Source organism: Exiguobacterium acetylicum DSM 20416 (assembly GCF_000702605.1).
Classification (GTDB): domain Bacteria; phylum Bacillota; class Bacilli; order Exiguobacteriales; family Exiguobacteriaceae; genus Exiguobacterium_A; species Exiguobacterium_A acetylicum.
The window spans coordinates 170,429-196,992 of the sequence record NZ_JNIR01000001.1 but is presented as its reverse complement, the minus strand read 5'-3'; the positions used below and the strand labels follow the sequence as shown (position 1 = coordinate 196,992).

The 26,564-nt window shown below is 46.9% G+C and carries 26 protein-coding genes, 1 tRNA gene and 1 other annotated feature; of the genes, 7 read left to right on the top strand and 20 right to left on the bottom strand.

What is annotated here, in order from left to right:
• Positions 1-47: 47 nt before the first annotated feature.
• The 5 genes from P401_RS0100980 to P401_RS0100960 form a co-directional block, all read right to left on the bottom strand.
• Positions 48-683, bottom strand: a complete 636-nt coding sequence (locus P401_RS0100980; protein WP_051656215.1) for a DedA family protein — start codon at positions 681-683, stop codon at positions 48-50.
• A 16-nt stretch (positions 684-699) separates the two neighbouring features.
• Entirely contained in the window at positions 700-921 is a 222-nt protein-coding gene (locus P401_RS0100975) for a hypothetical protein (RefSeq protein ID WP_029340850.1), read from the bottom strand.
• Positions 922-1,087: 166 nt separating this feature from the next.
• Entirely contained in the window at positions 1,088-2,062 is a 975-nt protein-coding gene (gene asnA / locus P401_RS0100970; protein WP_029340849.1) for an aspartate--ammonia ligase, read from the bottom strand.
• 66 nt (positions 2,063-2,128) lie between these two features.
• Positions 2,129-2,376 (bottom strand) — a binding site (T-box leader).
• Positions 2,377-2,520: 144 nt separating this feature from the next.
• The gene (locus P401_RS0100965) at positions 2,521-3,408 is read right to left on the bottom strand and encodes a carbohydrate ABC transporter permease (RefSeq protein WP_023467233.1); all 888 of its coding nucleotides are present in this window, start codon (positions 3,406-3,408) and stop codon (positions 2,521-2,523) included.
• Complete coding sequence (locus P401_RS0100960) at positions 3,405-4,292, bottom strand: carbohydrate ABC transporter permease (RefSeq protein ID WP_023467232.1); 888 nt, start codon at positions 4,290-4,292, stop codon at positions 3,405-3,407. The genes P401_RS0100965 and P401_RS0100960 overlap by 4 nt, the downstream gene beginning before the upstream one ends.
• A 166-nt stretch (positions 4,293-4,458) precedes the next feature.
• On the opposite strand from P401_RS0100960, the gene P401_RS0100955 reads away from it, so the two are divergent.
• The gene (locus P401_RS0100955) at positions 4,459-6,138 is read left to right on the top strand and encodes a formate--tetrahydrofolate ligase (RefSeq protein WP_029340847.1); all 1,680 of its coding nucleotides are present in this window, start codon (positions 4,459-4,461) and stop codon (positions 6,136-6,138) included.
• 16 nt (positions 6,139-6,154) lie between these two features.
• A complete protein-coding gene (locus tag P401_RS0100950) occupies positions 6,155-7,111 on the top strand; it encodes an alpha/beta fold hydrolase (RefSeq protein ID WP_029340846.1) in 957 nt (318 codons plus the stop codon).
• Positions 7,112-7,183: 72 nt separating this feature from the next.
• Here the strand turns inward: P401_RS0100950 and P401_RS0100945 are convergent, their stop codons facing one another.
• Together P401_RS0100945 and P401_RS0100940 are read right to left on the bottom strand one after the other, a co-directional pair.
• A complete protein-coding gene (locus P401_RS0100945; RefSeq protein ID WP_023467229.1) occupies positions 7,184-7,603 on the bottom strand; it encodes a hypothetical protein in 420 nt (139 codons plus the stop codon).
• Positions 7,600-8,145, bottom strand: coding sequence for a hypothetical protein (locus P401_RS0100940; protein ID WP_236627057.1), 546 nt, complete (start codon positions 8,143-8,145; stop codon positions 7,600-7,602). Before P401_RS0100940 ends, P401_RS0100945 begins: the two co-directional genes overlap by 4 nt.
• Before the next feature lie 169 nt (positions 8,146-8,314).
• On the opposite strand from P401_RS0100940, the gene P401_RS0100935 reads away from it, so the two are divergent.
• A tRNA-Gly gene (locus tag P401_RS0100935) sits at positions 8,315-8,388 on the top strand.
• A 153-nt stretch (positions 8,389-8,541) separates the two neighbouring features.
• Positions 8,542-9,348 (top strand): MBL fold metallo-hydrolase, encoded by an 807-nt coding sequence (locus P401_RS17420; RefSeq protein ID WP_152548163.1) that lies wholly within the window; start codon positions 8,542-8,544, stop codon positions 9,346-9,348.
• Positions 9,349-9,405: 57 nt separating this feature from the next.
• Here P401_RS17420 and argF read toward each other — a convergent pair whose 3' ends face one another.
• From argF to argC, 7 genes are read right to left on the bottom strand one after another with little or no spacing between them, the layout of a single operon-like run.
• Positions 9,406-10,335 (bottom strand): ornithine carbamoyltransferase, encoded by a 930-nt coding sequence (gene argF / locus P401_RS0100925; RefSeq protein WP_029340844.1) that lies wholly within the window; start codon positions 10,333-10,335, stop codon positions 9,406-9,408.
• Complete coding sequence (carB, locus tag P401_RS0100920) at positions 10,332-13,364, bottom strand: carbamoyl-phosphate synthase (glutamine-hydrolyzing) large subunit (RefSeq protein ID WP_029340843.1); 3,033 nt, start codon at positions 13,362-13,364, stop codon at positions 10,332-10,334. Before carB ends, argF begins: the two co-directional genes overlap by 4 nt.
• A complete protein-coding gene (locus P401_RS0100915; RefSeq protein WP_029340842.1) occupies positions 13,354-14,412 on the bottom strand; it encodes a carbamoyl phosphate synthase small subunit in 1,059 nt (352 codons plus the stop codon). The genes carB and P401_RS0100915 overlap by 11 nt, the downstream gene beginning before the upstream one ends.
• Entirely contained in the window at positions 14,409-15,554 is a 1,146-nt protein-coding gene (locus tag P401_RS0100910; protein ID WP_029340841.1) for an acetylornithine transaminase, read from the bottom strand. Before P401_RS0100910 ends, P401_RS0100915 begins: the two co-directional genes overlap by 4 nt.
• Positions 15,520-16,293 carry an acetylglutamate kinase gene (gene argB / locus P401_RS0100905; protein ID WP_029340840.1) on the bottom strand — a complete coding sequence of 258 codons (774 nt, stop codon included), beginning with the start codon at positions 16,291-16,293 and terminating at the stop codon, positions 15,520-15,522. Before argB ends, P401_RS0100910 begins: the two co-directional genes overlap by 35 nt.
• Entirely contained in the window at positions 16,290-17,507 is a 1,218-nt protein-coding gene (gene argJ, locus P401_RS0100900; RefSeq protein ID WP_029340839.1) for a bifunctional glutamate N-acetyltransferase/amino-acid acetyltransferase ArgJ, read from the bottom strand. Before argJ ends, argB begins: the two co-directional genes overlap by 4 nt.
• Positions 17,508-17,537: 30 nt before the next feature.
• Complete coding sequence (argC, locus tag P401_RS0100895; protein ID WP_029340838.1) at positions 17,538-18,569, bottom strand: N-acetyl-gamma-glutamyl-phosphate reductase; 1,032 nt, start codon at positions 18,567-18,569, stop codon at positions 17,538-17,540.
• Between the two features lie 508 nt (positions 18,570-19,077).
• Here argC and nhaC point away from each other — a divergent pair.
• Positions 19,078-20,454 (top strand): Na+/H+ antiporter NhaC, encoded by a 1,377-nt coding sequence (nhaC, locus tag P401_RS0100885; RefSeq protein ID WP_029340837.1) that lies wholly within the window; start codon positions 19,078-19,080, stop codon positions 20,452-20,454.
• A 257-nt stretch (positions 20,455-20,711) separates the two neighbouring features.
• Entirely contained in the window at positions 20,712-20,921 is a 210-nt protein-coding gene (locus P401_RS0100880) for a DUF3006 domain-containing protein (protein ID WP_029340836.1), read from the top strand.
• A gap of 90 nt (positions 20,922-21,011) precedes the next feature.
• On the opposite strand, the gene P401_RS0100875 is transcribed toward P401_RS0100880, so the two are convergent.
• The 5 genes from P401_RS0100875 to nfsA form a co-directional block, all read right to left on the bottom strand.
• Positions 21,012-21,464 (bottom strand): hypothetical protein, encoded by a 453-nt coding sequence (locus tag P401_RS0100875; RefSeq protein ID WP_029340835.1) that lies wholly within the window; start codon positions 21,462-21,464, stop codon positions 21,012-21,014.
• A gap of 2 nt (positions 21,465-21,466) precedes the next feature.
• Positions 21,467-22,012, bottom strand: a complete 546-nt coding sequence (locus tag P401_RS0100870) for a TlpA family protein disulfide reductase (protein ID WP_029340834.1) — start codon at positions 22,010-22,012, stop codon at positions 21,467-21,469.
• A gap of 147 nt (positions 22,013-22,159) precedes the next feature.
• Entirely contained in the window at positions 22,160-22,870 is a 711-nt protein-coding gene (locus P401_RS0100865) for an NAD(P)H-binding protein (RefSeq protein ID WP_029340833.1), read from the bottom strand.
• Between the two features lie 154 nt (positions 22,871-23,024).
• Positions 23,025-24,263 carry an LCP family protein gene (locus P401_RS0100860; RefSeq protein ID WP_029340832.1) on the bottom strand — a complete coding sequence of 413 codons (1,239 nt, stop codon included), beginning with the start codon at positions 24,261-24,263 and terminating at the stop codon, positions 23,025-23,027.
• Positions 24,264-24,278: 15 nt separating this feature from the next.
• Positions 24,279-25,025, bottom strand: a complete 747-nt coding sequence (gene nfsA / locus P401_RS0100855) for an oxygen-insensitive NADPH nitroreductase (protein ID WP_029340831.1) — start codon at positions 25,023-25,025, stop codon at positions 24,279-24,281.
• 144 nt (positions 25,026-25,169) lie between these two features.
• Here nfsA and P401_RS0100850 point away from each other — a divergent pair, with 144 nt between their 5' ends.
• Positions 25,170-26,081, top strand: coding sequence for a hypothetical protein (locus P401_RS0100850; protein ID WP_029340830.1), 912 nt, complete (start codon positions 25,170-25,172; stop codon positions 26,079-26,081).
• Between the two features lie 88 nt (positions 26,082-26,169).
• On the opposite strand, the gene P401_RS0100845 is transcribed toward P401_RS0100850, so the two are convergent.
• Positions 26,170-26,433 (bottom strand): hypothetical protein, encoded by a 264-nt coding sequence (locus P401_RS0100845; protein WP_029340829.1) that lies wholly within the window; start codon positions 26,431-26,433, stop codon positions 26,170-26,172.
• Between the last annotated feature and the right edge of the window lie 131 nt (positions 26,434-26,564).

The following is a 26,564-nucleotide window of genomic DNA, read 5'->3' as shown; positions in this document are numbered from 1 at the left end:
AACAACGCAGTGGATCCTGAAGATCCACTGCGTTGTTTTTTACATATTCATGAATCTGATTGTTTCGTTTGTGCGTCTTGCTTCTGTTCCTTACGTTTCGCTTTGGCACGACGGTAGAGAACGTATCCACCAAGAATCACGACGATTCCACCTAAGATCCACCATAACTCTTGTTCTAACCCTTTTAGCATGGATTCAGCACGTTCTACTCCGAATCGTTCACCGACCCAGATGTAAAAGAAAGAAACTGGAAAAAGTCCAATACTTGAAGCGAGTAAATAGCGTTTGAACGAAAGACCAAACAAACCACACGGAATCGAGACGACCGAGCGCACGACTGGGAAAAAACGTCCGAACAAAGCAGACCATGTTCCGTATTTCCCGACGATGCGCTCCCCTTGCTCAATTTCTTTTTCTTTAATCAGTAACCATTTGCCGTACCGGATAAGTATCGGACGACCTGCATAACGACCTAGAAGATAAAAGACCGTCGCCCCCATCAGACTTCCTAAAAAACCGACCAGAACAGCAGCTGTCCAACTGACCGTTCCGTTCGACACATATAGACCGAGCAACGGTAAGCCCACTTCTGCCGGAATCAATTCCGTTCCAAGACCAACAATCATAATTCCTAAAAACAGCCAGAGATTGGATTCTCCGGCTGAAAACAACCATTCCAACATACGAATAACCCTCCGTTCATCCTCTCGCTGGACGGAGGAGATAATAAATGATGACGACTAATGTCGTCCAAACACCTGTGAAAATTCCGATAATCCCGACAATGAAGAAACCGAGAGCAACGATTGAGCCTGTCCGTTTATAATCCCGCCACATCGTCCGTAATCCTTTAATGTTGAACCAAAGGAATACAAGGAATAATACAGGGATGAGTAATCCTACGATCAATAAAGAAGACATGTCTTCACCTCTTTCTTATTTATTGTTATCCCCATTCTACCAGGAATCGACACGTCTTTCCTCCGCCTGAGGTCTTACGAACCTAAAAAAAGAGCACGCTTCCGAATCGGAGCATGCCCTTTGCTTTATAAACATCCTATTTTGACGCTTTCTTACTATATATATGTCAGAGCAAGTGGACGCCTTCCGCTTGAAGACTTTTACGCGTCTCTTCCGACCAGACAGAAGCCTGGACTTCACCGATGTGACGTTTCTTCAATAAGAACATCGCCATACGGGATTGACCGATTCCTCCACCCATCGTTAACGGTAGACGCTCTTCGAGCACACCTTGATGGAACGGGAACGCCAATTTATCCTCTTCTTGAGCAATCGCCGTCTGTTTTAAAAGCGCTTCACGGTCAACGCGAATTCCCATTGAAGACAATTCGAATGCTCCGATTTCTGGGTGGTGTACTAAAATGTCACCGTTGAGTGTCCAGTCATCGTAGTCAGCCGCTCGACCATCATGCTTCTCACCTGAAGCCAATGCGCCACCGATTTGCATGAGGAAAACTGCACCATATGCTTTTGTGACTTCAGTTTCACGTTCTTTCGTCGAAAGTGTCGGATACGCATCCTCTAGCTCTTGTGTCGTCATGAAATGAATCGTTTCCGGTAAGATTGCTGAAATGCCGTACTCCGCTTCCACTTCTTGCTCAACTTGACGAATCGTTGCATAGATCGCTTGTACCGTTTCTTGTAAATAAGCACTCGTCCGTTGTTCTTTCGTAATGATACGTTCCCAATCCCACTGATCGACGTGAATGGAGTGTGTCGCATCCAGCATCTCATCGCGACGAATCGCATGCATCAACGTGTATAAGCCTTCTCCTGCTTCAAATCCATACGTATGAAGCGCTTGACGCTTCCATTTTGCAAGAGATTGTACGATTTCGAGGTCTGCTGTGTGATCCAAGGCATCGAAGCGAATGATGCGCTCTACGCCGTTGAGATGATCGTTGACACCGAGTGTGCTTTCTACGAACAATGGTGCTTCGACACGTGTCAATCCGAGTGTCGTCGAAAAGCGTTCTTCAAAGCGTTTCTTTACGAGTGTGATAGCTTCCTGTGTGTGTTTCATCGATACGAGTGTTGTCATGGTGGTGTTCCTCCTCAATTGTGTTTTGAAAAAGAAGCCATAAAAAAGAGCCCTTCTTTCCCAAGAATATGGGACGAAAGACTCGGTTCCGCGGTACCACCCATGTTAGCAACGATGTTGCTCACTCAAAAGACGAATCACTTCATCTTCGGCCTTATGATAACGGACAGGCAACTCCGACTACGCCTACTGACATTCGGGTTCGGGTAGCGACTCCGGGAGGTTCTTCGCATCTTGCTTCCGACTGGGCTCTCACCATCCCCAGCTCGCTATACGGTCGTACAAGGTGTTACTCTTCCCTTCAACGTCGTTGTTACAATTGAATTGAGAACATCGTACAACAGGTCGCAAGTGTTTGAAAAGACTTTTTTTCAAAAAAAATAAAAGTTGTCAGATTAATCTGACGTGTGAATCATGAAAAAAGCGTTCTCGCAGAAGCGAGAACGCGCTTACAAAAATTATTTGATCGATCCACTCGTAATTCCTTGAATGATCTGTTTTTGCAAGGCAAAGAAGAACAACAATAACGGAATGATCCCGAGGACGAGTCCGGCAAGTGCTAAGTCCCACTGCTTCGTATACTGACCGAAGAAATAGAACGTCGCGAGTGGAATCGTTCGTAAATCGACGTCTCGTAACATGAGCGATGGCAGTAGGAAATCGTTCCAAATCCAAAGCGTGTTCAAGATGATGATCGTCACCGTGATGGGCTTGAGTAATGGGAACACGATGCGCCAGAACACACCCCATTGTGAACAACCATCAATGATGGCCGCCTCCTCGATTTCTTCTGGAATCGACTTCATAAATCCATGGTATAAGAAAATCGATAATCCTGACCCGAAGCCAAGATACATCAGAATCAATCCCCAATAACTGTTCTGCAATCCGAGATCACCAGACAGTTTCGATAAGGGAATCATGATCGATTGGAATGGAATGATCATCGCCGCAACGAATAAGAAAAAGATGATCGTCGACAAGCGTGTTTTCGTCCGGACGAGTTTCCAGGCCGCCATCGAACAAAAGATGATGATGACCGCGTTAGCGCCGACTGTAATGATGACGGAGTTTAAAAAGACTTTTCCGAAGTTCATGGCTTCCCATGCTTCTGAATAGTTGGACGTCATCCATTCCTTTGGTAGACCCGTTGTGTTCGTAAAGATATCGCCCTGCGTCTTGAAAGAATTCGAGACAACGTAATAAAACGGGATCATGTACAGTAGCCCCATCAATAAGGCTGCCAGTTCGACCGTTCCAAGACGGAGTGAATAACGACCTCTCGTCTTTTTAGAGCGCTTCGGTTTCTCCTCTTGCGGAGTGGGTAATGGTTGTGCTGTACTCATGCTTCCACCTCCCGTTTTTTCGTCAGATAGACTTGAGTGACTGTAATCGCTGCAACAACAACGAAGAAGATGATTGCCTTCGCTGATCCGAGTCCAAGATTATTATTCGTAAACGATTCTTTGTAAATGTTTAAAGCAAGCATTTCGGTCGATTTGAATGGTCCACCATTCGTTAGGGATAAGTTCGTATCGAATAACTTGAAGGACCACGAAATCGTCAAGAACAGACAAATCGTGACCGACGGCATGATCAGCGGCAACGTAATGTTCCGTAACGTCGATAGACGATTGGCACCATCGATTTTTGCTGCTTCAATCAGCTCTTGTGGCACGTTTTGTAGAGCCGCGATATAGATGACCATGATGTAACCGCCACCTTGCCAAATCGAAACGATGACGATACCCCAGAATCCTGTCCGGGCATCTCCTAACCATGGAAGTTCAAATATACTCCATCCTGTCAATTCACCGATCGATGCGAAGCCTTTGACATAGATGAACTGCCAAACGAACCCGAGGATCAATCCACCGATTAAGTTCGGCATGAAGAAAATCGTTCGTAAGAAATTACGTGTGCGAATATTTTGTGTCAATAAGAACGCCAAGATGAAACCGACGACATTCGTTAAGATGACGGCGACGACCGTATATTTCGTCGTCAACCAAAATGACTGCTGGAACTGCTCGTCACTCGTAAAGAGACGGACATAGTTATCAAAGCCGATCCAATTTAATTCTCCGGTCACACCGTTCCAGTCCGTGAACGAATACATGACGCCATTGAAAAACGGTACAAGCACGATCACTGCGAATACAAGAAAGACCGGTCCGACGAAGAGCCAAAAATCAAGACCGCGTTTCCACTTCTTTTGTCCAGATGTCATTGTTTCATCCCTCCTCCACTCTACAGTACGTCTTTCTCTAACACTTGAACACGTCACCATTTGACCCATTGGGTGGAAAATATTGAACGTTTTCTTTTGGCGCACTCGCACTAGATAGGCTACTATTAGAAAAAAGAGAGATCCAATCAAAGAGGGAGTCGATACCATGGAAAAGACCATTCGTTCGGACTTAGAAATCGCACAACAAACCGTCTTACGCCCGATTCGAGAAATTGCGGACCGGATTGGTTTGCAAGAAGAGGATTTTGATACGTACGGAAAGTATAAAGCGAAGTTGACAGACGGACTGTTGAACCGATTGGCAACGAAATCTGACGGTAAACTGATTCTTGTCACTGCCATCAATCCGACAGCCGCCGGTGAAGGAAAATCAACCGTCACTGTCGGACTCGGACAAGCGTTGCATCGGGCAAAACATAAGACGATGATTTGTTTACGGGAACCCTCACTCGGTCCAACGATGGGCTTAAAAGGTGGCGCGTGTGGTGGTGGCTATAGCCAAGTCCTACCGATGGAAGAGATCAATCTGCATTTCACAGGCGATATGCATGCGATCACATCTGCTCATAATACAATCAGTGCCTTGCTCGACAATCACCTGCATCAAGGTAATATCCTTGGCATCGATCCGCGTCGTATCGTCTGGAAACGCGTTCTTGATTTGAATGACCGTGCCTTGCGCCAAGTCACGATTGGTCTCGGTGGTCCTGCTCATGGCGTACCGCGTCAAGATGGGTTCGATATCACGGTCGCTTCCGAGATCATGGCGGTCCTCTGTCTAGCAGACTCTATCACGGATCTCGAACGACGCTTGAGCCGCATCGTCGTCGCGTATACGTACGATCAACAGCCGGTTACGGTCAAAGATATTCAGGCGTCAGGAGCTGCGACGTTGCTTCTAAAAGATGCGTTTCGTCCGAACCTCGTTCAAACCGTCGAAGGAACACCGGCACTGATTCACGGTGGACCGTTCGCGAACATCGCACATGGTTGTAACTCTTTGATTGCAACGCAAACTGCACTGAAGCTAAGTGATTACGTTGTCACAGAAGCAGGATTCGGAGCTGATTTAGGTGCCGAAAAGTTCTTCAACATCAAATCACGGATTGGCGGACTCCACCCGGATGCCGTCGTCATCGTCGCTACGGTTCGTGCCTTGAAGATGCATGGTGGTGTCGACAAAACGCAACTCAGCGAAGAAAATCTCGCTGCCTTAACAGATGGTCTTGCGTTACTTGAAAAACACGTCGAGACGATGAGTCTGTTCGGCGTCCCTGCCGTCGTTGCCTTGAATCGTTTCTTCACTGACACGGAAGCAGAACGGAACATGATCCTAGAATGGTGTCAGGATCGTAATATTCGTGTCGCGGAAAGTGAGGTCTTCAGTAAAGGGGGGGCTGGCGGCGAAGCACTCGTCACGGAAGTCATGCAAGCTCTTGAGGAACCGAGCCAGTTCCGCCCACTGTATCCTGACGTCTTACCGCTTCGTCAAAAGATCGAGCGTATCGCAAAGCGTGTCTACGGTGCAGCCGACGTTCATTTTGAAGCCAAAGCGCTTCGCGAACTCGAACGGTGTACGGAGATGGGATTGAATGAGTTACCGATTTGTATGGCAAAAACACCATTTTCTTTAACCGATGACCCTGCTCGTTATGGTCGTGTCGAAGACTTCACGATCACGGTCCGCGAAATCCGACCATCGGTTGGTGCAGGGTTCATCGTTGCATTGACTGGGAATGTATTAACGATGCCAGGATTACCCGCAGTTCCTGCCGCCTTCCATATGGGCGTTTCGGAAGACGGACAGGTATTCGGACTTTCTTGATGAGAGGATGAGTTACATGACGATTGATCATTCACATTGGATAGCCTCTGACGGCTATACTACGACATTGCATAGCCTCGAAGCCCATGATCCTAAAGGAGTCGTGATCGTCTTTCACGGGATGATGGAGCATGGCGCACGGTATGAGGAATTCGCAGAATTCCTCTATGCGCATCATTACCACACGATCATCGCAGACTTACGCTGTTTCGGAACCCGAGCAGCACAGCTCGGAACGCTCGGACACCTCGAGCCGAATCAGGGTTTTAAACAATTGATGCAGGATGCAGAAGAACTCGTCACTGACATCAAAGAGCGTTATCCGACGTTACCTGTTTTCATTTTCGGTCATAGTTTTGGTTCGTTGATCGCTCGCCGGATCGGTCAAACACTCGGCCATACAGTAGCCGGAATCATCGCGAGTGGACCCCCAACTAGTACAGGTTTACTCGGTAATGTCAGTCAAAAACTCGTCGAACGTCAAATCCATCAGCTGTCAGCGACACACCCTGCTGAACGTTTTGGACAACTCGTGTTCGGACGGTATAACTTACGCTTCTTCCCAGCGCTTTCTAAAAATGCTTGGCTCTCTTCGGATCCACAATCCGTCATGCGCTATGATGCAGATCCATTGTCCGGTCAAACGGTCACATTAGGGTTCTTCCACGAACTCTTGCATGCAACGAAACTCGTCAACGCACTTGCTTCCATCTATCAGCATCCACGTCATTTACCCCTCTTATTGCTTGCTGGTGGGGATGACGCGGTCGCGTTCGATGGAAAGGGTATTCATCATTTGTTTGATATGTATAATCGCGTCCGTGTCGATGCCGTACAGCTGACGATTTATCGAGGGTTACGTCACGAGCTCTTCCATGAGTTCGAACGTATCCGCGTTTTCGCAGATATCGCGAGCTGGTTGAATAAACAAGTCAATCCAGCAGCTAAACAGTCATCTTCCCGTTCTTCTTAAGCCACACCGATCGATATAAAAAAGGCAGCGGATCCTTGCGATCCGCTGCCTTTTGCACTTCTATCGTATCCTTCATTGAATCCAAGTCAGTGAAGAAATCATCGCTTCGATTTCCTCGATTTCAAGCGTCTCGCGTTCTGCAGAGTACGTCAACAAGACTAACCGTTCCCCGTCTGAATACGCGTAGATCCGTAAGAAGATATCTTCTTCTTTCCCGTCTACCGCAAGCAACGCTTCTTTTGTTGAATTACGACGGACTTCAAGTGCTCCTGTCAGTTCGATGCCGAACTCTTCTACCAACAAGTTGATTTCTTGTTCCGCCGCCTCATACGGTGTCAGTTCTTCTGAATCGGACTCGTAGATGGATAATTGGAGCGTACCCATTGCATTTTCATCCGTCGAATAAAAACTGACATATGTTTCTTCTTCTTGATATTCAAATACCTTTGGATATTCTAGCGTGATCCAATGATCGACTGTGTACTGTTTCATTTGAATTCCTCCATTCGTTGTATCTCTTCAAAGCGGATACCCGTCACAGCCATACGCTCGAATTGTCGAGCGAGTTGAGCAGAGACGAACATGCGATGTGTGCGTTCATCCCGCATCAAATGGTGCGGACAAATCGAATCGCTGATTCGTCGTTCTGTCAAAAAATAGACGCGTCGTCTCGGGATCGGACGGAATACATCCGTCGTATGTAGATGTTCGATCCGACTGACAGATAAGAGATTGAGAAGATAGTACGGAACCACTCCGTCCTTCGTCTCAAGATGTACCTTGAGACATTGTACAGAAAAAGGCGCGTATGCCGCAATCATGCGCTGCACACGTTCCGAGACGAGCGGCAGATCGAATGTGTTTGGAAGGACATCCGGTAGCAAATCCGCATCTTGATTGATGGAAAAAGCAAGTACACCTACGTTATGGAACCACTCTCCTATCAATAAGCGATGACGATCGAATTGGTGGTGACAAATCGCTTCCCATCCTTTTCCCATCGATTGTTCGCTCCAAACTCGCACTTCATTCACCAGACACTCTCTCCTCTACCCAACTTTACCCATATTGCAAATCAAGATTACCATTGGAAACGATTAACTAGTATTATTGTACACCGAATCTTAAAAGAAATTGCTTTTTTTCATAAAAGTTATGGAAATGCCCTCTTTGCTATGCTACTATATTTCATGTAGCCGATATGCGGGTGTAGTTTAATGGTAAAACCTCAGCCTTCCAAGCTGATGACGAGAGTTCGATTCTCTTCACCCGCTCCAATTATGACATAACATAGGTCTAGGACCATTTCCCTCTAGAGGGCAGGCGACTCGCGACGTGCGAGTCGTCTTTTTTTATTTTTTCTGCTGATGATTCCAACGAATTTCTGGGTATACAACGATATAGATAGAGATTCGTAAAGGAGGATTCGTATGATTCAGATGAAAATGCCTGGCGTGACGATTTATCAAAGTACACTCATGAAAACGACCTCAACATTGATCGAGACGCCTGATTGTCTGATTGTCGTCGATCCTGGTTGGCTTCCCGATGAGATTGCAACGATTCGTCGAGACGTCGAAATCGTGCGTCGCGAACGACCGTTATACGTTGTCTATACGCATGCCCATTTCGATCATATTTTAGGTGCCTACGCCTTTACGGATGCCATCGTCATCGCTTCTAAACCGTTCATCGATGTCGACCGACAAGAAGCGCTCCAAGCCGTACAAGACTTTAACGATGAATTTTACATCGACTCCCCCGTGCTATTTCCAGATGTGACGCATGTCATCCATGAGTCTGAAACGATTTTGACGATTGGTCAGACGAAGCTGATCTTCTTTTTGACACCTGGTCATGAATCGACTCATCTTTCCTTCATCGTCATGCCACTCCACTTGTTAGTCTGCGGCGACTATGCTTCCGATGTTGAAATCCCCTTGATTGAACACGATTCCTCTGAGTATTTGACGACGCTCGAGCTACTCGAGTCATTCATTTATGAATATGAAGTCAAACTGTTGATACCCGGACACGGTCACATTTGTGATGTCCGAACGGAGATGATTGAACGACTTCATCAGAGCTATGATTACATCCTCGCACTCCGTGCCGGAAAAGAATCCGACTGGGCACCGTCTTGGCAAACGACCTCTTTCATGAAACGTCTGCACGAAAAAAATAAGCGACAAATCAAAAAAAGAACAAGAAGAACGATTAGCCCGACGCCATTATGATTAACTTCGCTCAACCAAAAGACTCGGTCGCCAAATCGGCGACCGAGTCTTTTATGGTTATCCAAGTAATGTGACGAGCAACGCTTTTTGTGCGTGGAGGCGATTCTCGGCTTGATCGAAGATGACAGATTGCTTGCCATCGATGACGTCCGCCGTGACTTCCTCCCCGCGATGCGCCGGAAGGCAATGCAAGAAAATAGCTTCATCATTTGCTTGATTCATAATATTGGCATTAACCTGATATCCTTCAAATGCTTGCAGACGCATCGTCGCTTCTTCTTCTTGTCCCATACTCGCGAAGACATCCGTATACACGACGTCTGCACCACTCGCTGCTTCCTCAGGATCCGTCATGACGATGATGTTTCCACCCGTTTCCTTCGCAATGACTTGTGCCTCATGAACGATTTGTGGATCAGGAGCATACGCCTCCGGCGCACAGATGCGAACTTCCATTCCACTGAGCGCTCCACCAATCATCAGCGAATGCGCCATGTTATTTCCGTCCCCGATATATGTCAAAATCTTTCCGGATCGTGTTCCAAATGTCTCTTCGATTGTCAGCAAGTCAGCAAGGACTTGGCACGGATGGTGTAGATCCGTCAATCCATTGATGATTGGAATCGTACCATGTGCCGCAAGCGTGTCGACGATCTCATGACCGAACGTCCGAATCATCAGGGCATCGACGTAACGGCTCATGACTTGAATCGTATCTGAGAGCGGCTCCCCCCGCCCGATTTGCATATCTGCTCCACTTAGCACGATCGGATGTCCACCGAGTTCGGCGACACCCACCTCAAACGATAGACGTGTTCGCGTCGATGCCTTTTCAAACAATAAGGCCACTTTTTTATGGCTTAATGCGTTTTGGTAGACACTCGGCTGATGCTTGATGTCTTTCGCGAGTGCCAATAGCTCCGTCAGTGCTTCCGGCGTCAGTTCCGCCATCGTTAAGAAATGTTGCAGTTGTTGCATCGTCTTCATTTTACTTCCTCCTTGATCGGCTCTGTCCATGTATGAAGTGCCTTCACAGCATAAGGGGACTTTTCTGTCGCTTGTAGATGATAATGTGCTAGTTCAGGTTCTGTCAGAACTTGTACCCCGGCAGCAAGCGCTGCTTCGCGACTCGCTTTTTCTTCTATCACGTGCGAATAGAAAATCGCACATTGTGCCCAGTCAATCGTTTCATCTAACGCTACACCCATTCCGAAAGCCTCTGTATCTGCTCCAGCAACGATGATGTCTCTCGTCGTCAAATGTCGTTTCGTCGTCTCGTCGAAAATGAAACGTTCCAGCGCCAGTCCGTCTGTCGTCCATTGCAGCGTTTCACCTGTCGAACGCATGACTGGGCCTGTTTTCGGATCGACGCCTTGTAACTTTAACGTTGAAAAAACAGGGGTCTTGACGGCATGGAAATCAAGTTTCGTCTGTTCCGTTGGTAGTGCGACCGCTTGACCGACCGCAGCTTGGACTGCCCACTGTAAGATCGGTTGACCCGTTACTTTGGCGACGATCGGTAACGTGCGAGAGGCACGCGGATTGATTTCCAAGACGTAGACTTGATCGTCATGCAAGACGAATTGGATATTGTACGCTCCTTTATAATCCATCTGTTGTCCGATCATCTGCGCGATTCGCTCGATTTCGCTCTGAACGGTAGCGTTGAGCGATACAGGTGGCAGAATCATCGTCGAATCTCCAGAGTGAACTCCTGCCCGTTCCAATTGCTCCATCAAAATCGGAACGTACGTCGTTGTTCCGTCCGTAATGCAGTCGACTTCGATTTCCTTTCCTTGGAGGTAGGCATCCACGAGGACCGGGAATGCTAATTCGGAAACGATCGTCTCTAATTGCTCTTGATCGTGGATGATGTGCATTCCTTTACCTCCGATGACATAGGAAGGACGAATCATGACCGGGTAACCGATCGTTGTTGCGACTTCTATCATTTGTTCGTACGTCGCCACTTCTTGTCCTGGAATACGATCGATACCAATGTCATCTAAAAATTGATAGAACCGCTCACGGTCTTCCATTTGATCGATGACATCTGCCGTCGTTCCGAGAAGATGATAACCGGCGTTCTCCAAACCAGACGCAAGCGCAATCCCCGTTTGTCCTCCGAACTGGACTAAGACGTCTTGGCAATCCTCTGCTTCTAGCACATGCATGACGTCTTCAAGTGTCAACGGCTCGACATACAGGCGATCTGCGACTTCGAAGTCGGTCGAGACGGTCTCCGGGTTATTGTTGATCATGATTGTTTCGTAACCGGATGCTTGTAATGCACGTACCGCGTGAACGGAACAATAATCAAATTCGATTCCTTGACCGATCCGAATTGGTCCCGCACCGATGACAGCGACTTTCTTTTTCGTCGATGCTGTGACTTCCGTTTGACCACTCCAGTTTCCGTAGAAATAAGGAGTCGCACTCTTGAACTCTCCCGCACATGTATCAATCATGTGATAGACAGGAAGGATGCCTTGCTCTTTACGTAACTTCTCGATGTCTACAGCACTGACACCCGTCAGAAGGGCAATTTGTTCGTCCGTAAAGCCCATCAGCTTCGCAGTTTTGATAGAAGAGATGTCTGTCATTTTAATTTTTATTTGCTGATCAACGAGGCGTTGGAGTACTTTGACGAATAAAGCTTGTACTTTCGTCTGTTCGACGAGTTCTTCGACGGTCGTCTCCTTGCGATCCAGTAGCGCGAGCATCGCAAGCAAGCGACGATCCGTCGGCGCCTTTATTTCTTTCCACAATACGTCAGCCTCCGCTGTTCTCATCCATGTCGGATAAAGAGGCGCTTGCTCGACTCCTGCACCACGCCACGCCTTTTGTAACGCTTCTTCTAGCGTCTTCCCCATCGCCATGCTCTCACCCGTTGCCTTCATTTGCGTTCCAAGCGTCCGGTTACTGCCGGTAAATAGATCGAAAGGGAAACAAGGCACTTTTGCCGTGATATAATCCATCGTCGGTTCAAAACTCGCCATCGTCTCCTTCGTGACAGGATTGATGCAGTCATCAAGTCGCTCACCGAGCGCAAGACGTGTCGCTAATTTCGCGATCGGATATCCCGTCGCCTTGGAAGCAAGTGCCGAAGAACGACTGACACGCGGATTGACTTCAATGACGAAGTAGCGTTCTTCCGTCGGATGGATCGCGAATTGAATGTTACATCCACCGATGACACCGAGGTGCGATACGATTTTCCGCGCTTCCGTCCGCAATTGCTGATTCATTCGATCTGAAATCGATTGAATCGGTGCAAAGACGACAGAGTCTCCAGTATGGACACCGACAGGATCAATGTTTTCCATGTTGCAGACGATGATCGTCGTATCTGCGCTGTCACGCATGACTTCGTATTCGACTTCTTTATAGCCAGCGATACTCACTTCAACCAAACACTGCGAAATCGGACTCGCTTGTAAGCCGTTCTGCGCTAACAAACGTGCCTCGTCCTTCGTCACCGCGATTCCACCGCCCGTTCCCCCGAGCGTAAAGGCTGGTCGGATGACGAGTGGCACCCCGTGTACTGCCATGAAATCTTCAAGTTCTGCTAACGACTCGATTGTTTGACTTTCCGGGAGCGGTTGCGCGAGTTCGATCATCTTTTGCTTGAATCGTTCACGATCTTCTCCGTCTCGGATTGTCTCAAGCGATGTCCCTAGAAGTTCGACACCGTATTGCTCAAGTACGCCTGCTTCTTCGAGTGACATCGCAAGATTGAGTGCCGTTTGTCCACCGACTGTCGCTAGGAGATGGGATGGTCGATCTTGTTCGATGATGGCCGTTGCTTTTTCAAGGGTCATCGCCTCAATGTAGACATGATCTGCCGTGCTCGGATCCGTCATGATAGTAGCCGGATTCGAATTCATTAAGATGACCTCGCATCCCGCTTCTCGAAGCGCCTGACAGGCTTGTGTGCCGGAATAATCAAATTCTGCTGCTTGCCCGATGACGATCGGACCCGAACCGATGACGAGTACTTTCTGTTTATCCCACATATGCTACCTCCTGATGTAATACGCTATTTACGAATTGATCGAAGACGACCATCGCCTCTGTCGGTCCTGGACTCGCTTCTGGGTGAAATTGGACTGTCATGATCGGTAGAGCCGGATGAATCAATCCTTCAACGGATCCATCATTGATGTGTTCGTACGCAAGTTCCATTTCAGACGCTTCGATACTTTTTACATCAACGGCATAACCATGATTCTGAGACGTCATGAACACTTGCCCGGATGCTAGATGACGTACGGGATGGTTCGCCCCACGGTGCCCGTGATGTTGTTTTAATAAGGTACAACCAAAGGCATGAGCGAGGACTTGGTGCCCCATACAAATACCAAGTGTCGGATAGCTCGTCGCCAATTCACGGATTCCTGAAAGAAATGGATCCAGTTGTGTCGGATCACCAGGTCCATTGGAGAACAGCAGACCATCTGGGGCCAGTGCTTGAACCTGCTCCGGTGTCGTATCATATGGCACGACCGTTACACGCATATGGCGTTCAAGCAAAGCATCGATCATCGATTGTTTTACGCCGTAATCGATACAGACGATGTGACCCTGTTCGACTTCCGGTACGTATTCGACGTCTGAAGTCGTTGATACGGAAGCGATGTATGCTGTGTCGATTGACTCAGTGACTGCCATATCCTCTTGCATCATGTCTCCGAATTGGTCGCCTTCCGTTCGTAATAGATGCACAAGAGAACGCGTATCGACTTCTGACAAAATCGGAATATTCGCTTTGCTCAACCAGCTCGCGAGTGATGTTCCTTCCCCGTCCGCTGCTAATGTTTGAACGATGACGCCAGCGACTTGAATCTGGTTGCTTTCTGACGCCTCCGCTTGAATACCGTATTGACCAATCAACGGGTATGTGAAGACAAGAATTTGACCCTGATAAGACGGATCCGTCAAGACTTCCTGATATCCTGTCATTCCAGTGAAAAAGACGACCTCGCCTTTGACTGGAGCTGTTCCTTGCCACGAACCGGTAAACGTCGTTCCGTCCGCCAGCATTAGTTTTCCGGATTGTTTCATACGATGACCTCCTGTTGACAAACGAGTTGTATTTTTTCGATGGCGTGCATGAGTTCCTGTTCCGTCACGAACAACGATGGTAATAAGCGAATGACATGAGGACCAGCCGAAACGACGAGAAGACCATTCTCACGTAAAGCGTCAATCAGCGGTGCAACAGGCATCGTACACTCGATACCAACCATCAAGCCACGTCCACGAATAGAACTCACGATTGACTTGGGTAATTTCTCCTCTAATTGTTGACGTAAATATTCGCCTTTTCCTTGAACGTCTGCCATGACAGTGTCACTTAACAAGAGATCAAGTGTTGCTTCCGCAGCTGTCATCGCGAGTGGATTCCCACCAAAGGTCGAGCCATGCGATCCAGGTGTGAATACTTCCGCTGCCTCTGCCGTCGCAAGTAGCGCGCCGACCGCGAGTCCACTCCCAAGCCCTTTCGCGAGGGTAATGATATCCGGTACGAGTGGTGTCTGCTCAAACGCAAAACGAGAACCCGTCCGACCAATGCCGGTCTGCACTTCATCGACGATGATTTTGACATCGTATTGCTGCGCCTTCTTCATCAACGCTTCAAGCCACGCATCATCAGCGACGACGACCCCACCTTCTCCTTGAATGATTTCAAGCCATACGGCAGCAGTTTGCTCCGTAATCGCTGATAGACTCTCCATCTCGTTAAACGGTAGATGTTTGAAGCCATTCACCATCTCCCCGTATCCCGCTTTGATTTTCTCCTGTCCTGTTGCGCCCATCATCGCAAACGTTCGCCCGTGGAAGGACTGTTTAAACGTGACGACTTCCGTTTTCCCTGTCCATTTTCGAACGAGTTTGTACGCCGCCTCGTTTGCTTCCGCACCACTGTTACAAAAGAAAGCACGGCTAAGATGACTGTCTTCCGTCAGTCGCTCGGCGACTCGCTCTTGGGCCGCGATTTGAAACAGATTCGACGTATGCCAAATTTGATTCAACTGTTCCTCTAACCGTTGCTGAATATAAGGATGACGGTGCCCTGTGTTGCAGACAGCGATTCCCATGATGAAATCCAGATACGTCTTCCCTGTCGCATCTTCTACGATCGACCCTTGTCCTTTGACCAATTCCACATCAGTACGTTGATAAGTGGGTAGTAGTGCACTCATGTAATTCCTCCTTGATTTGTGTCCCTGTAGCTAATGCATTTTTCCCAGACCGAATGACGACCTCTGGAATACCATGCTGAGTGGCTTGCATCATCGCTTCGACCTTCGGAATCATTCCCCCGTAGATTTCTCCCGACGCTATCGCAGCTTCGATGGCTGCAGACGTGATTTCTGATTGATAGTCACCGTTTACTTTTACACCCTCGACATCCGTCAACAATTCAAAGCGGTCGACAGACCAAGCCTTCGCGACAGCAATTGCACACGCATCTCCATTACTGTTCAATACACCTTGCTCCCCTGTGACAAGGGACGTGACGACAGGCACATAACCATTCGTACTCAACACCGTGAATAATCGTGGATGAATGTGCGTGATTTGACCGACTGCCCCGAGTCCTTTGATCGTTTTACCATGGACGCTTGCGCCGTCTAAACCGCTCATTCCGACGGCAGGGATCCCCGCTTGATTCAACTGCTGGACGATACCGGATTGGACTTCCCCTGCTAAGATCCGTCGCGCCCCGAGTAAGACACCATCCGTCGTTACACGGACACCGTTCCGAAACACGGGTTTGATTCCTTCTTGCTCACAGTAACTCGATAGAAGAGGACCGCCCCCATGGACAATCAATAATTCGTTACCGGTTTCGACCCACGCTTTCCATTCCTCGAAATACCGCGCATCCAATTGCTCCCACACACTACCACCTAGTTTGATGACTTTTCGTTTCGTCATGTCCGGTAACTCGCATTGATTTTGACGTAATCGTACGTCAGATCACATCCATAGGCGTGCCCTCGTCCTGTGCCGTCATGTAAATCGATATGAATTTGAACGTCCTGCTGTGCCAACTCCCGCGATGCAATTGTTTCATCGAATAAGACAGGCATGCTCTGTTGCAACACCCACTGCGAACCAATTTTGATGTCAACGTTTGATACATCAAGTGGCTCCTTGATACTCCCGACTGCAGCGATGATTCGTCCCCAGTTCGCATCTTCCCCAAAGATTGCTGTTTTGACGAGAGACGATCCGACGACTTGTTTGGCGATCATCCGCGCTACTTCATCAGTTTGTGTTCCGTCTACCGTCACTTCGATCAACTTCGTCGCACCTTCCCCGTCCCGCGCAATCTGTTTCGCTAAATCTTGGCAAACCGTTTCGATCGCCTGTTCGAATGCTAACGCTTCGTCTGTCCCTTCAACGATCGTTGCTCCTCCTGCAGCTCCGCTCGCTAAAATCATGACCATGTCATTCGTCGAACTGTCACCGTCTACGGTAATGCAGTTGAACGTCCGATGAATCGTCCGGCGCAATAGTGTCTGTAAGACATCCGGTTCAATCGTTGCATCGGTCGTCAAGAACCCAAGCATCGTTGCCATGTTCGGGTGAATCATCCCTGACCCTTTCGCCACGCCACATACTGAAATTTGAACATTGCCTTGCATGTATTGTTGACCAGCAGATTTCGTACCGGTATCGGTCGTCAGGATCGCATGGGAAAAATCATTCGCGGCATCCTTGTCATTTGTAGGCATCAGCTGTGGAATACCTGCCAGTAACGTATCAATGGCTAACGGTTGACCAATGATTCCTGTTGAAGCAATCGCGACTTGTTCTGGAGCAATCCCGAAGTGGGTCGCTAACGCTTGTTGTGATGTATACGCATGTGATAGACCAAGTTCTCCTGTGCAGGCATTCGCATTTCCGCTGTTGACGAGGACTGCATGAATGTGTCCTTGTGACGCCTGTAACGCTTGCTTCGTCACAGTGATCGGTGCTGCTTGCACCTGATTCGTCGTATAGACAGCTGCGGCACTTGCACCTTTCTCACACCAAATCAAACCAAGATCCTTCCGCTTTCGCTTTAGCCCGACGTGTACCCCTGAAGCTTGAAATCCCTTCGGTGTCGTGATCGTCAATGGGGTCTCTATTTGTACTTGCCACACAGGCGTTCCTCCTCTTTCATCTCAAAGTATTTAAATATAGATCGGTTGTTGGGTCAGACCAGACATTTCATCAAATCCTGCTAAAATGTTGGCATTTTGAACGGCTTGTCCGGCAGCTCCTTTTTGCATGTTATCGATGACTGAAACGATGGTCACGCGCCCTGTCCGATCATCCTTATAGACGGTCAAATCACAATGATTACTCCCGACGACGGACTTAATTTCCGGATCAGCCTGTTGGATTCGGACGAATGGTTCCGTTGCATACTGGTCAATCAACCAGGATCGCCACTCCGCTTCCGATAAATCGATCAACGGCTGGACTGTCATAATCGCCATGATGCCTCGATTGATCGGTAGTAGTTGGGTCGAGAACGTAATCGGATCCGATGATCCAGTCCATTCGAAAAGCGCCTGCTCAATTTCCGGAATGTGCTGATGCTGATTCACTTTATACAAACGAACGTTTTCGCTGGAATGGACATGATGCGTTTGTGCCGTTAACGTTTTGCCAGCCCCCGTTAGACCAGAAGAAGCTTGAATGATGATTTGAGATGGATCGATTTTTTTCTCTTTTAAGAATGGTGTCAGTCCGAGCAAAACTGCTGTCGCGTAACAGCCCGGATTCGCAATCCATTTGCTCGATGCAACAGCTTGACGATTCCATTCTGGTAATCCATAAGTTGCTCTTTGTTGTAACTGGAGATCAATTGGTTCCTTGTCATACCACGCTGCATATGCTTCAGATGGAAGTCTCAAATCGCCACTCAAATCAATGACATAACCGGACCAATTTTGAAGTTGTTCTAAGTAATGCTTCGAAATCCCACTCGGTGTCGCTAAGAACACCATGTCTGTCTCGGTTTCCATCAAATGCTCGACCGAAAAGGAAGATAACGAGGAATATGTTTTTTTATTCATGAATGGGAATACATCATGCATGAATTCCCCTGCCATCGAGTCACTCATTAAACAGACGATCTCAAATGAAGGATGTGCTTCTAGCAGGCGAATCAGTTCAATTCCGGTATATCCTGTTGCTCCGATAATGGTACATTTCATATCTGTACGCTCCCCTTCAAAGAATGTTATACCGATTTAAACATATGTATATTTATACTGTCAATTGAATTTTTATTAGTTTTTATACAAAAAAAGAAGCGTTGAAGCGATTGTCTTTTATAAGACAGTCCCTTCAACGCTTCTTTTACATGCATCTACTTAACGCTTTTCCGCACGTTGCGCTACGAGATGATCAATCCCAAATACGCCTGCACCCATAATCGCGACGACTACTACAAAAATCAATGTAAACATATGTATCCTCCTCATCGTTCACAAAAATGTCATTTGATACTTCTTATTGTGCAAGATTTGAACTAAAAAAGAAAGCGTTTACGACAAAAAATCGTCACATTTTTGTTTTTTTATATTTTTCATAGAAACTCTTATGGTTGACGCCATCCAGAATATTCGTTAGTATTACGTTTGTTCAATGCTTTTGTGCATAAAAGCGTGTTAGTAACAGAGAGTTAACATACTTTCATATTCATATTAAGGAGGTGGAAGCATGCGCATGTCATTCCGTGAATCCGCAGCTATCCTAGGAATCAGTATCATCATCTTATTGTCCGCGTTATTCGGTGCTAAAGCCGAACCGCATCTTGCCATCTTGTCCAGTCTTATTTTCGTCTCAGGATATGCCGTTTACCGCGGTTTTAAGTTCGAGGACGTCGAACACCACATGATTCAAGGTATTCGGGAAGCGATCAAACCGATCTTGATCATGTTGCTCGTCGGTATGACAATTGCGGTCTGGATGATGAGTGGCGCAGTGCCGACCCTTCTCCATTTTGGTTTATCTACACTTTCAGCGACTTGGTTCGCACCGAGCGCTCTTTTGATTGCGATGGTCGTCTCGACCTTTACAGGTAGCTCCTTTACGACGATTGGTACGGTTGGTGTTGCCTTGATGGGAATCGCAATCGCACTAGGCGTTAATCCAGCACTTGCAGCAGGTGCCATCATCAGCGGTGCCTGTTTCGGAGATAAGATGTCACCTTTATCAGATACGACGAATTTCGCTCCAGGAATCGTCAATGTGTCTGTGTTCGATCATATTCGTTTCATGATGGGAACAACGATTCCCGCTATCACGATCACGTTCATCTTGTTCTTCATCTTCGGACGTAGTAGTGGAAATGTCGATTCGTCTGCTGTTCAAACGACACAACAAGAGTTAGCTCGTTTATTTGACTTGTCACCTTGGACATTGCTTTCACCGTTGCTCGTCATGGTGTTAGCATTACGTAAAATGCCGGTCGTCCCAACACTTGTTGCTGGTGTTTTAAGTGGATTGTTATTAACAGGCATTGTACAAGGAAACTGGAATATCTCGAACTGGATGACCGTCATTCAGAACGGATTAAAACTAGAATCTTCTAGTGAGACGGTTACATCCATCATTAGTAAAGGTGGATTGCAATCGATGATGTGGTCGGTTTCGCTCGTTATGCTCGCACTTGCCTTCGGTGGCGTCTTGCGAGGTATCGGTGTCATTGACGTGGTCATTGAACGGACCGTTTCTAAACTAAAACGTGATGGTAGCATCATTTCATCCGTCGCCTTGTCGTCTATCGGCGTAAACTTGATGGCTGGGGAACAATACTTGTCCATCTTGCTTCCGGGTCAAGCATTTAAGAAAATCTTTGAAAAGCGTCAGATTGATCCACGTTTCCTCTCTCGTTCACTCGAGGATGGCGGAACACTTATCAATCCCCTTATTCCGTGGGGTGTTTCTGGGGCGTTCTTCGCTTCGACACTCGGTGTCCCAGTAACAGCATACGTTCCATTCGCATTCTTTTTACTCCTTTCACCATTATTTACGTTTTTACTCGCATTTCTTCGTCCAACGAAAATCGAAACAAAACAATCTCTCGCTTCTTGAGTCTATTTCATATTAAAGATCCGATATGTCCTATCGGGTCTTTTTTCTGACCACTATCTTCTTTATTTCCTGTTAAATACGTCCGATTTAAGACGAAAATGGCTTGGAATCGCGTTTTTTTAAAGAATCATGTGTAAAGATGAAATGAACTGGGAATATACCAAACATAAGAATAAAAATTACAGAGAATGATAGAGAGAGAGTACATTCCTGGTCGACCGAGGAATGACTTCGATGTAATTGTGGGAGGAGTTAATATGATCAAACGTGGTACGCTGGAGCGACTTGATGGCAAATATGCTGTCCTACTATGGGAAAATGGTTCAAGTTTCATTCCACGACGTTATTTACCACCTGAAGCACGATTAGGCGATATGATTATCTTTGACGGCACGACTTATACGCTAGATGTTAGTAATTCATCACCCTCTTCCTTTCAAACATTTTCGTTTCGGCAAATGGGTTGATGATCGATAAAAAGCCATTCGATGTCATGCATTGACTATAGAGAAGGAACTTCTCTCATCAGTCTTTCATGAAACGAATGGCTTTTTGTTTTATCTACGAACATATAAGGCGTGATGGCGACAGGAGGGACAGGGAAACTGATCAATGTCGGATATTTCGATTCGTTCTAACATCGTCTGATCATGCGGACATTCATAAAGTGGTTGAACGATATCCAGTTGCAAAAATAGAGCACACCAAAATCGATTCGAAAATCGGTGACAGGTCGGACAATGATATAAATCCAATTGATGTGGTACCCACTCATCTGCTAATTGTTCTTGATGCAACTGATAATGCTGGATTAATCGAAAACGATTCCAGTCGTCTACATATGCCCGCTGTAAAATCGGTTCATGCATCGACGGTACGAACCAAAGCGGAAGTCCTGTCATGAACGCTTCGACCCCTTGCGTCAAAACAGCAGGAAACGATGGCCAGCCATCCAGTTGACCGAGTTGAAATGTTTGTTGAAAGGAGCAGTTGTCGCATAGGAGTTCCATAGTCATCCTCCTGTTCGTTTCACCATCTCTTTTAACATCTGTTCCGTCACAGGACCGACGTGTTTTGCAAGAATCGTCCCTTGGCGGTCTAATACATAAGTAGCTGGCATTGCTACGAGACGATAGGCATCCTCTGATGTTCCTTGTCGATCATATAATACAGGATATTCAACAGGTGTTTTCTTCAGAAAATCAGCAACATCCGAAACACGTCGCTCTGAAGTCGTGACATTGATCCCGTAAACCGGTACATCTGTATGTCTTGCAAAGGCATTTAGTTCTGGAATCTCTTGTTTACAAGGCGGACACCATGTTGCCCAAAAATTAATGACAAAGACATCATGATTGATTTCGTCTAGATTGATGGTTTTTCCTTCTTGACGTAAGGATAGATTCGGGGCTTTCATCCCTACTTCAAGACCACCTTGTGATACTTGTTTTTGTTGTTGCTCCACTTTTTTTTGTTTCGCATCATATGTTTGATAACTTTGATAGGCAATGCCGATAATAGCAATCGCTAGGATCAGATAGATCAACGGTTTTTTCACATCTAACCCCCTCCTTCTTTGTTCAGTGTAGCAGACTTCCTCTTTTCGACTATCTACTTTTATCAACAAAAAAGCGAACTCTTCCGCCTTATATGCAGAAAGAGTTCGCTTCATTTTAGAGAATTCACATTTTAACGAGACAAACAGTTAGTTAAAACGTGGTAATTGTTTTTTGACTTGACGGTTATCTTTAACGCTACCGACAGCTTCCGCTCCCCCTAGGGCCTCATTCAAGGAGGTCTTCCCTTCCTTGACTTCTAGACGTCGATTGAATACTGATCGATTATCGACAGAAGCAACGAGAATCGATGCGACATCCGTTTCCGAAATCGTCGCGTCCTTCGTGTCCTTCAAATCTTCATCGGCTTCAATCAAGCCACGCCCTTCACCTGTTGTGATGGCAACCGGACAAATGATCGTATACGTCAAACCACTATGTTCAATCTGCTCCTCTGCTGCATTCTTAGCAGCATAGAACGGATAGACATCTTTCTTGAATTGCTCGGGGCGATCTGCACCATAAGCGCTCAGTAGAACGAAATGACGTACGCGTGCCTTTTTAGCTGCATCAATTGTTTTCAAAGCGACTGTTCGATCCAGCAGTTCTATTTCGGTTGCTTCGCCGCCTACTCCTGCGGTAGCCGCACAAATGACTGCATCCTGCCCTGCGACTCCGTGCTCAATGACTTTTTCGAGTTCTGTTTCGATATCGACGTAATGCGCCTTGACACCGAGTTTTTCGAATCGTTCCACCAGATGTTCATGACGAACGATGACCGTGACCTGATGACCCTTGGCAAGCGATTTGACGACGCGCGCTCCAATCGTACCGGATGCACCTACGACTAGTACTTTCATATGGGGGGTCCCTCCTCGATAAGTTAGTCACCTTCGTGGAATGTCATGATATCATGTCCAAAATCATCATTTCAGAGATAACCTAAAACAATCCACCAAAGGAGCAACGTACATCAATTTATACCCGCAATGACCGGAAGGAAACCCCTCCCCCTTAGTTCTTCAATGTGCCATAAAACGTCGTATCAAGCTGATCACGTAATTCTTGCAGTGCCTTCTCATTTGGTAAATCATAGAAAATCCCGTTCAGTCGTTGGCTGACGGCTTCGATTTCATAATGTTTTCGTTCTGACATCAAGGCAATCGATAAACCTGCCGTCGCCATCTCGCGGACACTTAAATCAAGGTTCATCTCTTCTTTCATATACGTATGCGCTGCTGGAATTTTCGACCATCCAGTCGGCTTCATCAAATGTGTCGCGACGGCTTGGATGACTTCCGACTGACGATTCGCGCGCGCTCCGTCATTATCCGTTTTTCGATGTCTCGAATAGGCAAGTGCCATCGCACCATCCATATGGTATTCCTTCCCTTTTTGGAATGAATACTGATTTGCTTTCCCACTCGCATCCTGCTCGGAGAACGTTCCTGTCGAGACCAGGTCAATTCCGCCGATTTGATCCACTAATCCGATGAAACTATCGAAGGAGATGACAATTTTTCCATCGATTTCTTCATCGAGTAGACCCGAAACAGCATCTTGCGTACATTCTTCTCCACCGAAGGCAAAGGCATGTGTGATTTTATCCTTCTTTCCATTCTCACAGGAAATCGGTGTATACGTGTCTCGAGGAATCGACGTCAACTGAATCGTTCGAGAAAGTGGAACGAATTGCATGACCGACAGAGAGTCCGAACGTGATCCTCGCAACGATTCTCCAGGTCGTGCATCACTTCCGATCAATAAGAACGTGAACGGTTGTGAGGCAAAAAGAACGAATGCGATGAGCAACAATAAAAATAGTCCAAGAAGCTTTCGTTTAACACGATGTTTTTTCTTGATTTTTTTAGGATGAGCTTCTCGTGAAGAAACGTCAGGAGTCTGCTGTACCGATTGCTCTGATCGCCCCGCCTCCCTCGAGCGTCTCGAGCGATCCCGATTAGCAAACAACCGTGATCCGGCACCCCCGATCATCTGTGCGACCTGTTTAAGCATGCCGCTCCCGGAACGACGCGATGTACTTTTTCGATCTCGCGGTTGCTCTTCGACATATCGATGATACGTAGCCGGTTCTTGCTGCTTCTCAAAGGATTCTTGAGAAAATGATTCGTCCGGCGCGTATGCTTTCGAAAAAGCTTCTTCTCGCCTAGCCTGCTCTTCTTGTCTAGCTTGCTCTTCTAACTGCATACGTCGTCGCTCCAAGCGAGAGCGGTGTGGTTGATGTTCTGCCATTCAGATACCTCCGTATCAATCTTTTGCGATCTGTTTCTCTTTCAAGAATTCGCGGAGATACGTCCGTTTCGGTTCGTGCATCGAGGCAGCCATCTGTTTGACCCACCCTTCTGTCCGTTGACCACCGGTCCGTTCTCCGTAATACGATGACGTTGACTCTTCGTATCCTGTCAGTAACTCACGCATCGTATCGTCATCAGTATACGTATTCCGGTGGAAGACCGCATCCATCGGAAGGCGGGGTTTTTTACCGGGTTGTTGATCCGGAAGACCGACCGCGACTCCAAATAATGGTACGACGTGATCTGGAAGTTGTAAGAGTTCGCTGACACGACGGGCATCATTTCGCAGTGAACCGATGTAGACCGTTCCGTAGCCGAGCGACTCGGCAGCTACGACTAAATTTTGAGCAGCGAGTCCCGCATCGACAGCCCCTACAACAAGCGCTTCTGTCGTCTCGATCGTCCGGCTAACGTCGCCTCCTGCTAGTTCTGCCGCTAACGTATGTTTGTGGTAATCCATACAAAAGACAAAGAAGTAACTGTTTTCTGCCACATATTGTTGACCACTTGCAACGTCAACTAATTGTCGCTTCAATCCTTCGTCTTCGACACCGATAATGGCATAAGCTTGCTGATAAGAAGATGTCGAGGCAGCCTGTGCGGCTTTTATGAGTGCTTCAATCGTCTCTTCGTCTAATTGATGTTGTTTGAATTTCCGGATTGACCGGTGGTTGAGTAAATGTTCAATGGTTTCATTCATGTGTAATCGTCCCCTTCTGTAATGAGTCTTCTTATTTAAGATAGTCGTCTCTGACTAAAAAGCGCAAATGAAGAGGTTCGGTTTATGAAAAAAGCGGGAAATGAATAGTGTTGTACTGTGCTTTTCTTGCGAAGGAGGGCGATCATGAGAATACGGAAACTGCGACTCTTACTAGAACAATATGGCGATACGACCCTTCGCGATATCATCGTCGAAATCTATCGTCAACTCCCGAGACAAGTCATCGAAGAGAAAGAGTTTGACGCCATGTTGACACAGTTCATGAAGTATAAGGATTTGCAAAAAGAACAGGAACAACCGACCGTCGAACAGACGATTGCTCAGACGGAACGGTTTATTCAATTAGCATACGATCTCCAGTACCTTGAGCCGAATCCGATCGTACCGCTTCGCGAACAAAAGAATTGGTATATCACCGCAAAACGTCTGTTGAAGCATTTACGCCATTATGCTCATCGTAAAAACGGAACCCGGATTGCCTTTGAGGAATTTTTCTTTCTTCTTTCGTCGGCTGCCGGGGAAGAACCTTTATTTTTAAGTAATGATCCGTTTCGATTATTGAAAGTCTCGCAAGTCGACTTTTTTCAAGAATTAGTCGGCTATTATAAAAATGATAGTCATGGTGTCGAATGGATGGAACGCGCCCTCTATACAGCGTTGAAGGTTCCGATGGACGTCGATACTGAGCGCAGTGATCTTTTGCTTGCCGTACTTGCTCATTGCGAGAAACCAGAACATCAAGAAGCATACATCCATTGCTTGAATGCGCATGCAAAAAAACTACAATCGCATGTTCGGATTGATGCGGACGCTTTATCCACCTATCAAGAAATTCGTTTCGCAGAGCTACATGCCCTCATTTCCCTACGCGCGTTAGAACGAGCGGAAACGATGCTGTTCACAGAATATATCCCATATTTTTCGCATCGCTCGACTCCGTTTCGCTATTACCTTGATCTCCTCGAACGCGCTGGACTCGAACAAGAACACGAACGAATGGCACGCGTTGGTCGAAAAAAACGAATTCATTTCTAAGAGTAGATTCTTCTTGTTCACACGTAGTAGACAATAAAAGGCAAGTGACGAATCCATCGTCACTTGCCTTTTATTAGTCAGATTCATTTCAATCGGAGGCATTGACGATGCCAAGTCCGACTGTTGCGAGTAGTGCAATACAAGCGAATAGAAATGCCATGTCGTTCGGTGAATCGAATCCTTCATAAATCGGTTCCTTCCGATCAACGATGATATGATCCTCCGCGCCATAATTGCCATATGTCGTCGAACTGCTTACACCCGGTTCATCGTAATCACGTGCTTCGGCTACCAATGTATCCGCGCTGAGTAACCAGCCCGATAAACCGATGACGATCCAGAGATACTTCATGATAATTTTGCCTCGATTCTTTCTTATCTTCAGGAATCCATCTACTTTTTGTTTGAAATAGAAGATATAAATACCTTTTATTTCCTGTAATATAAAAGCAAGATATTTTCAACTTCACTTTGCTAAAGGAG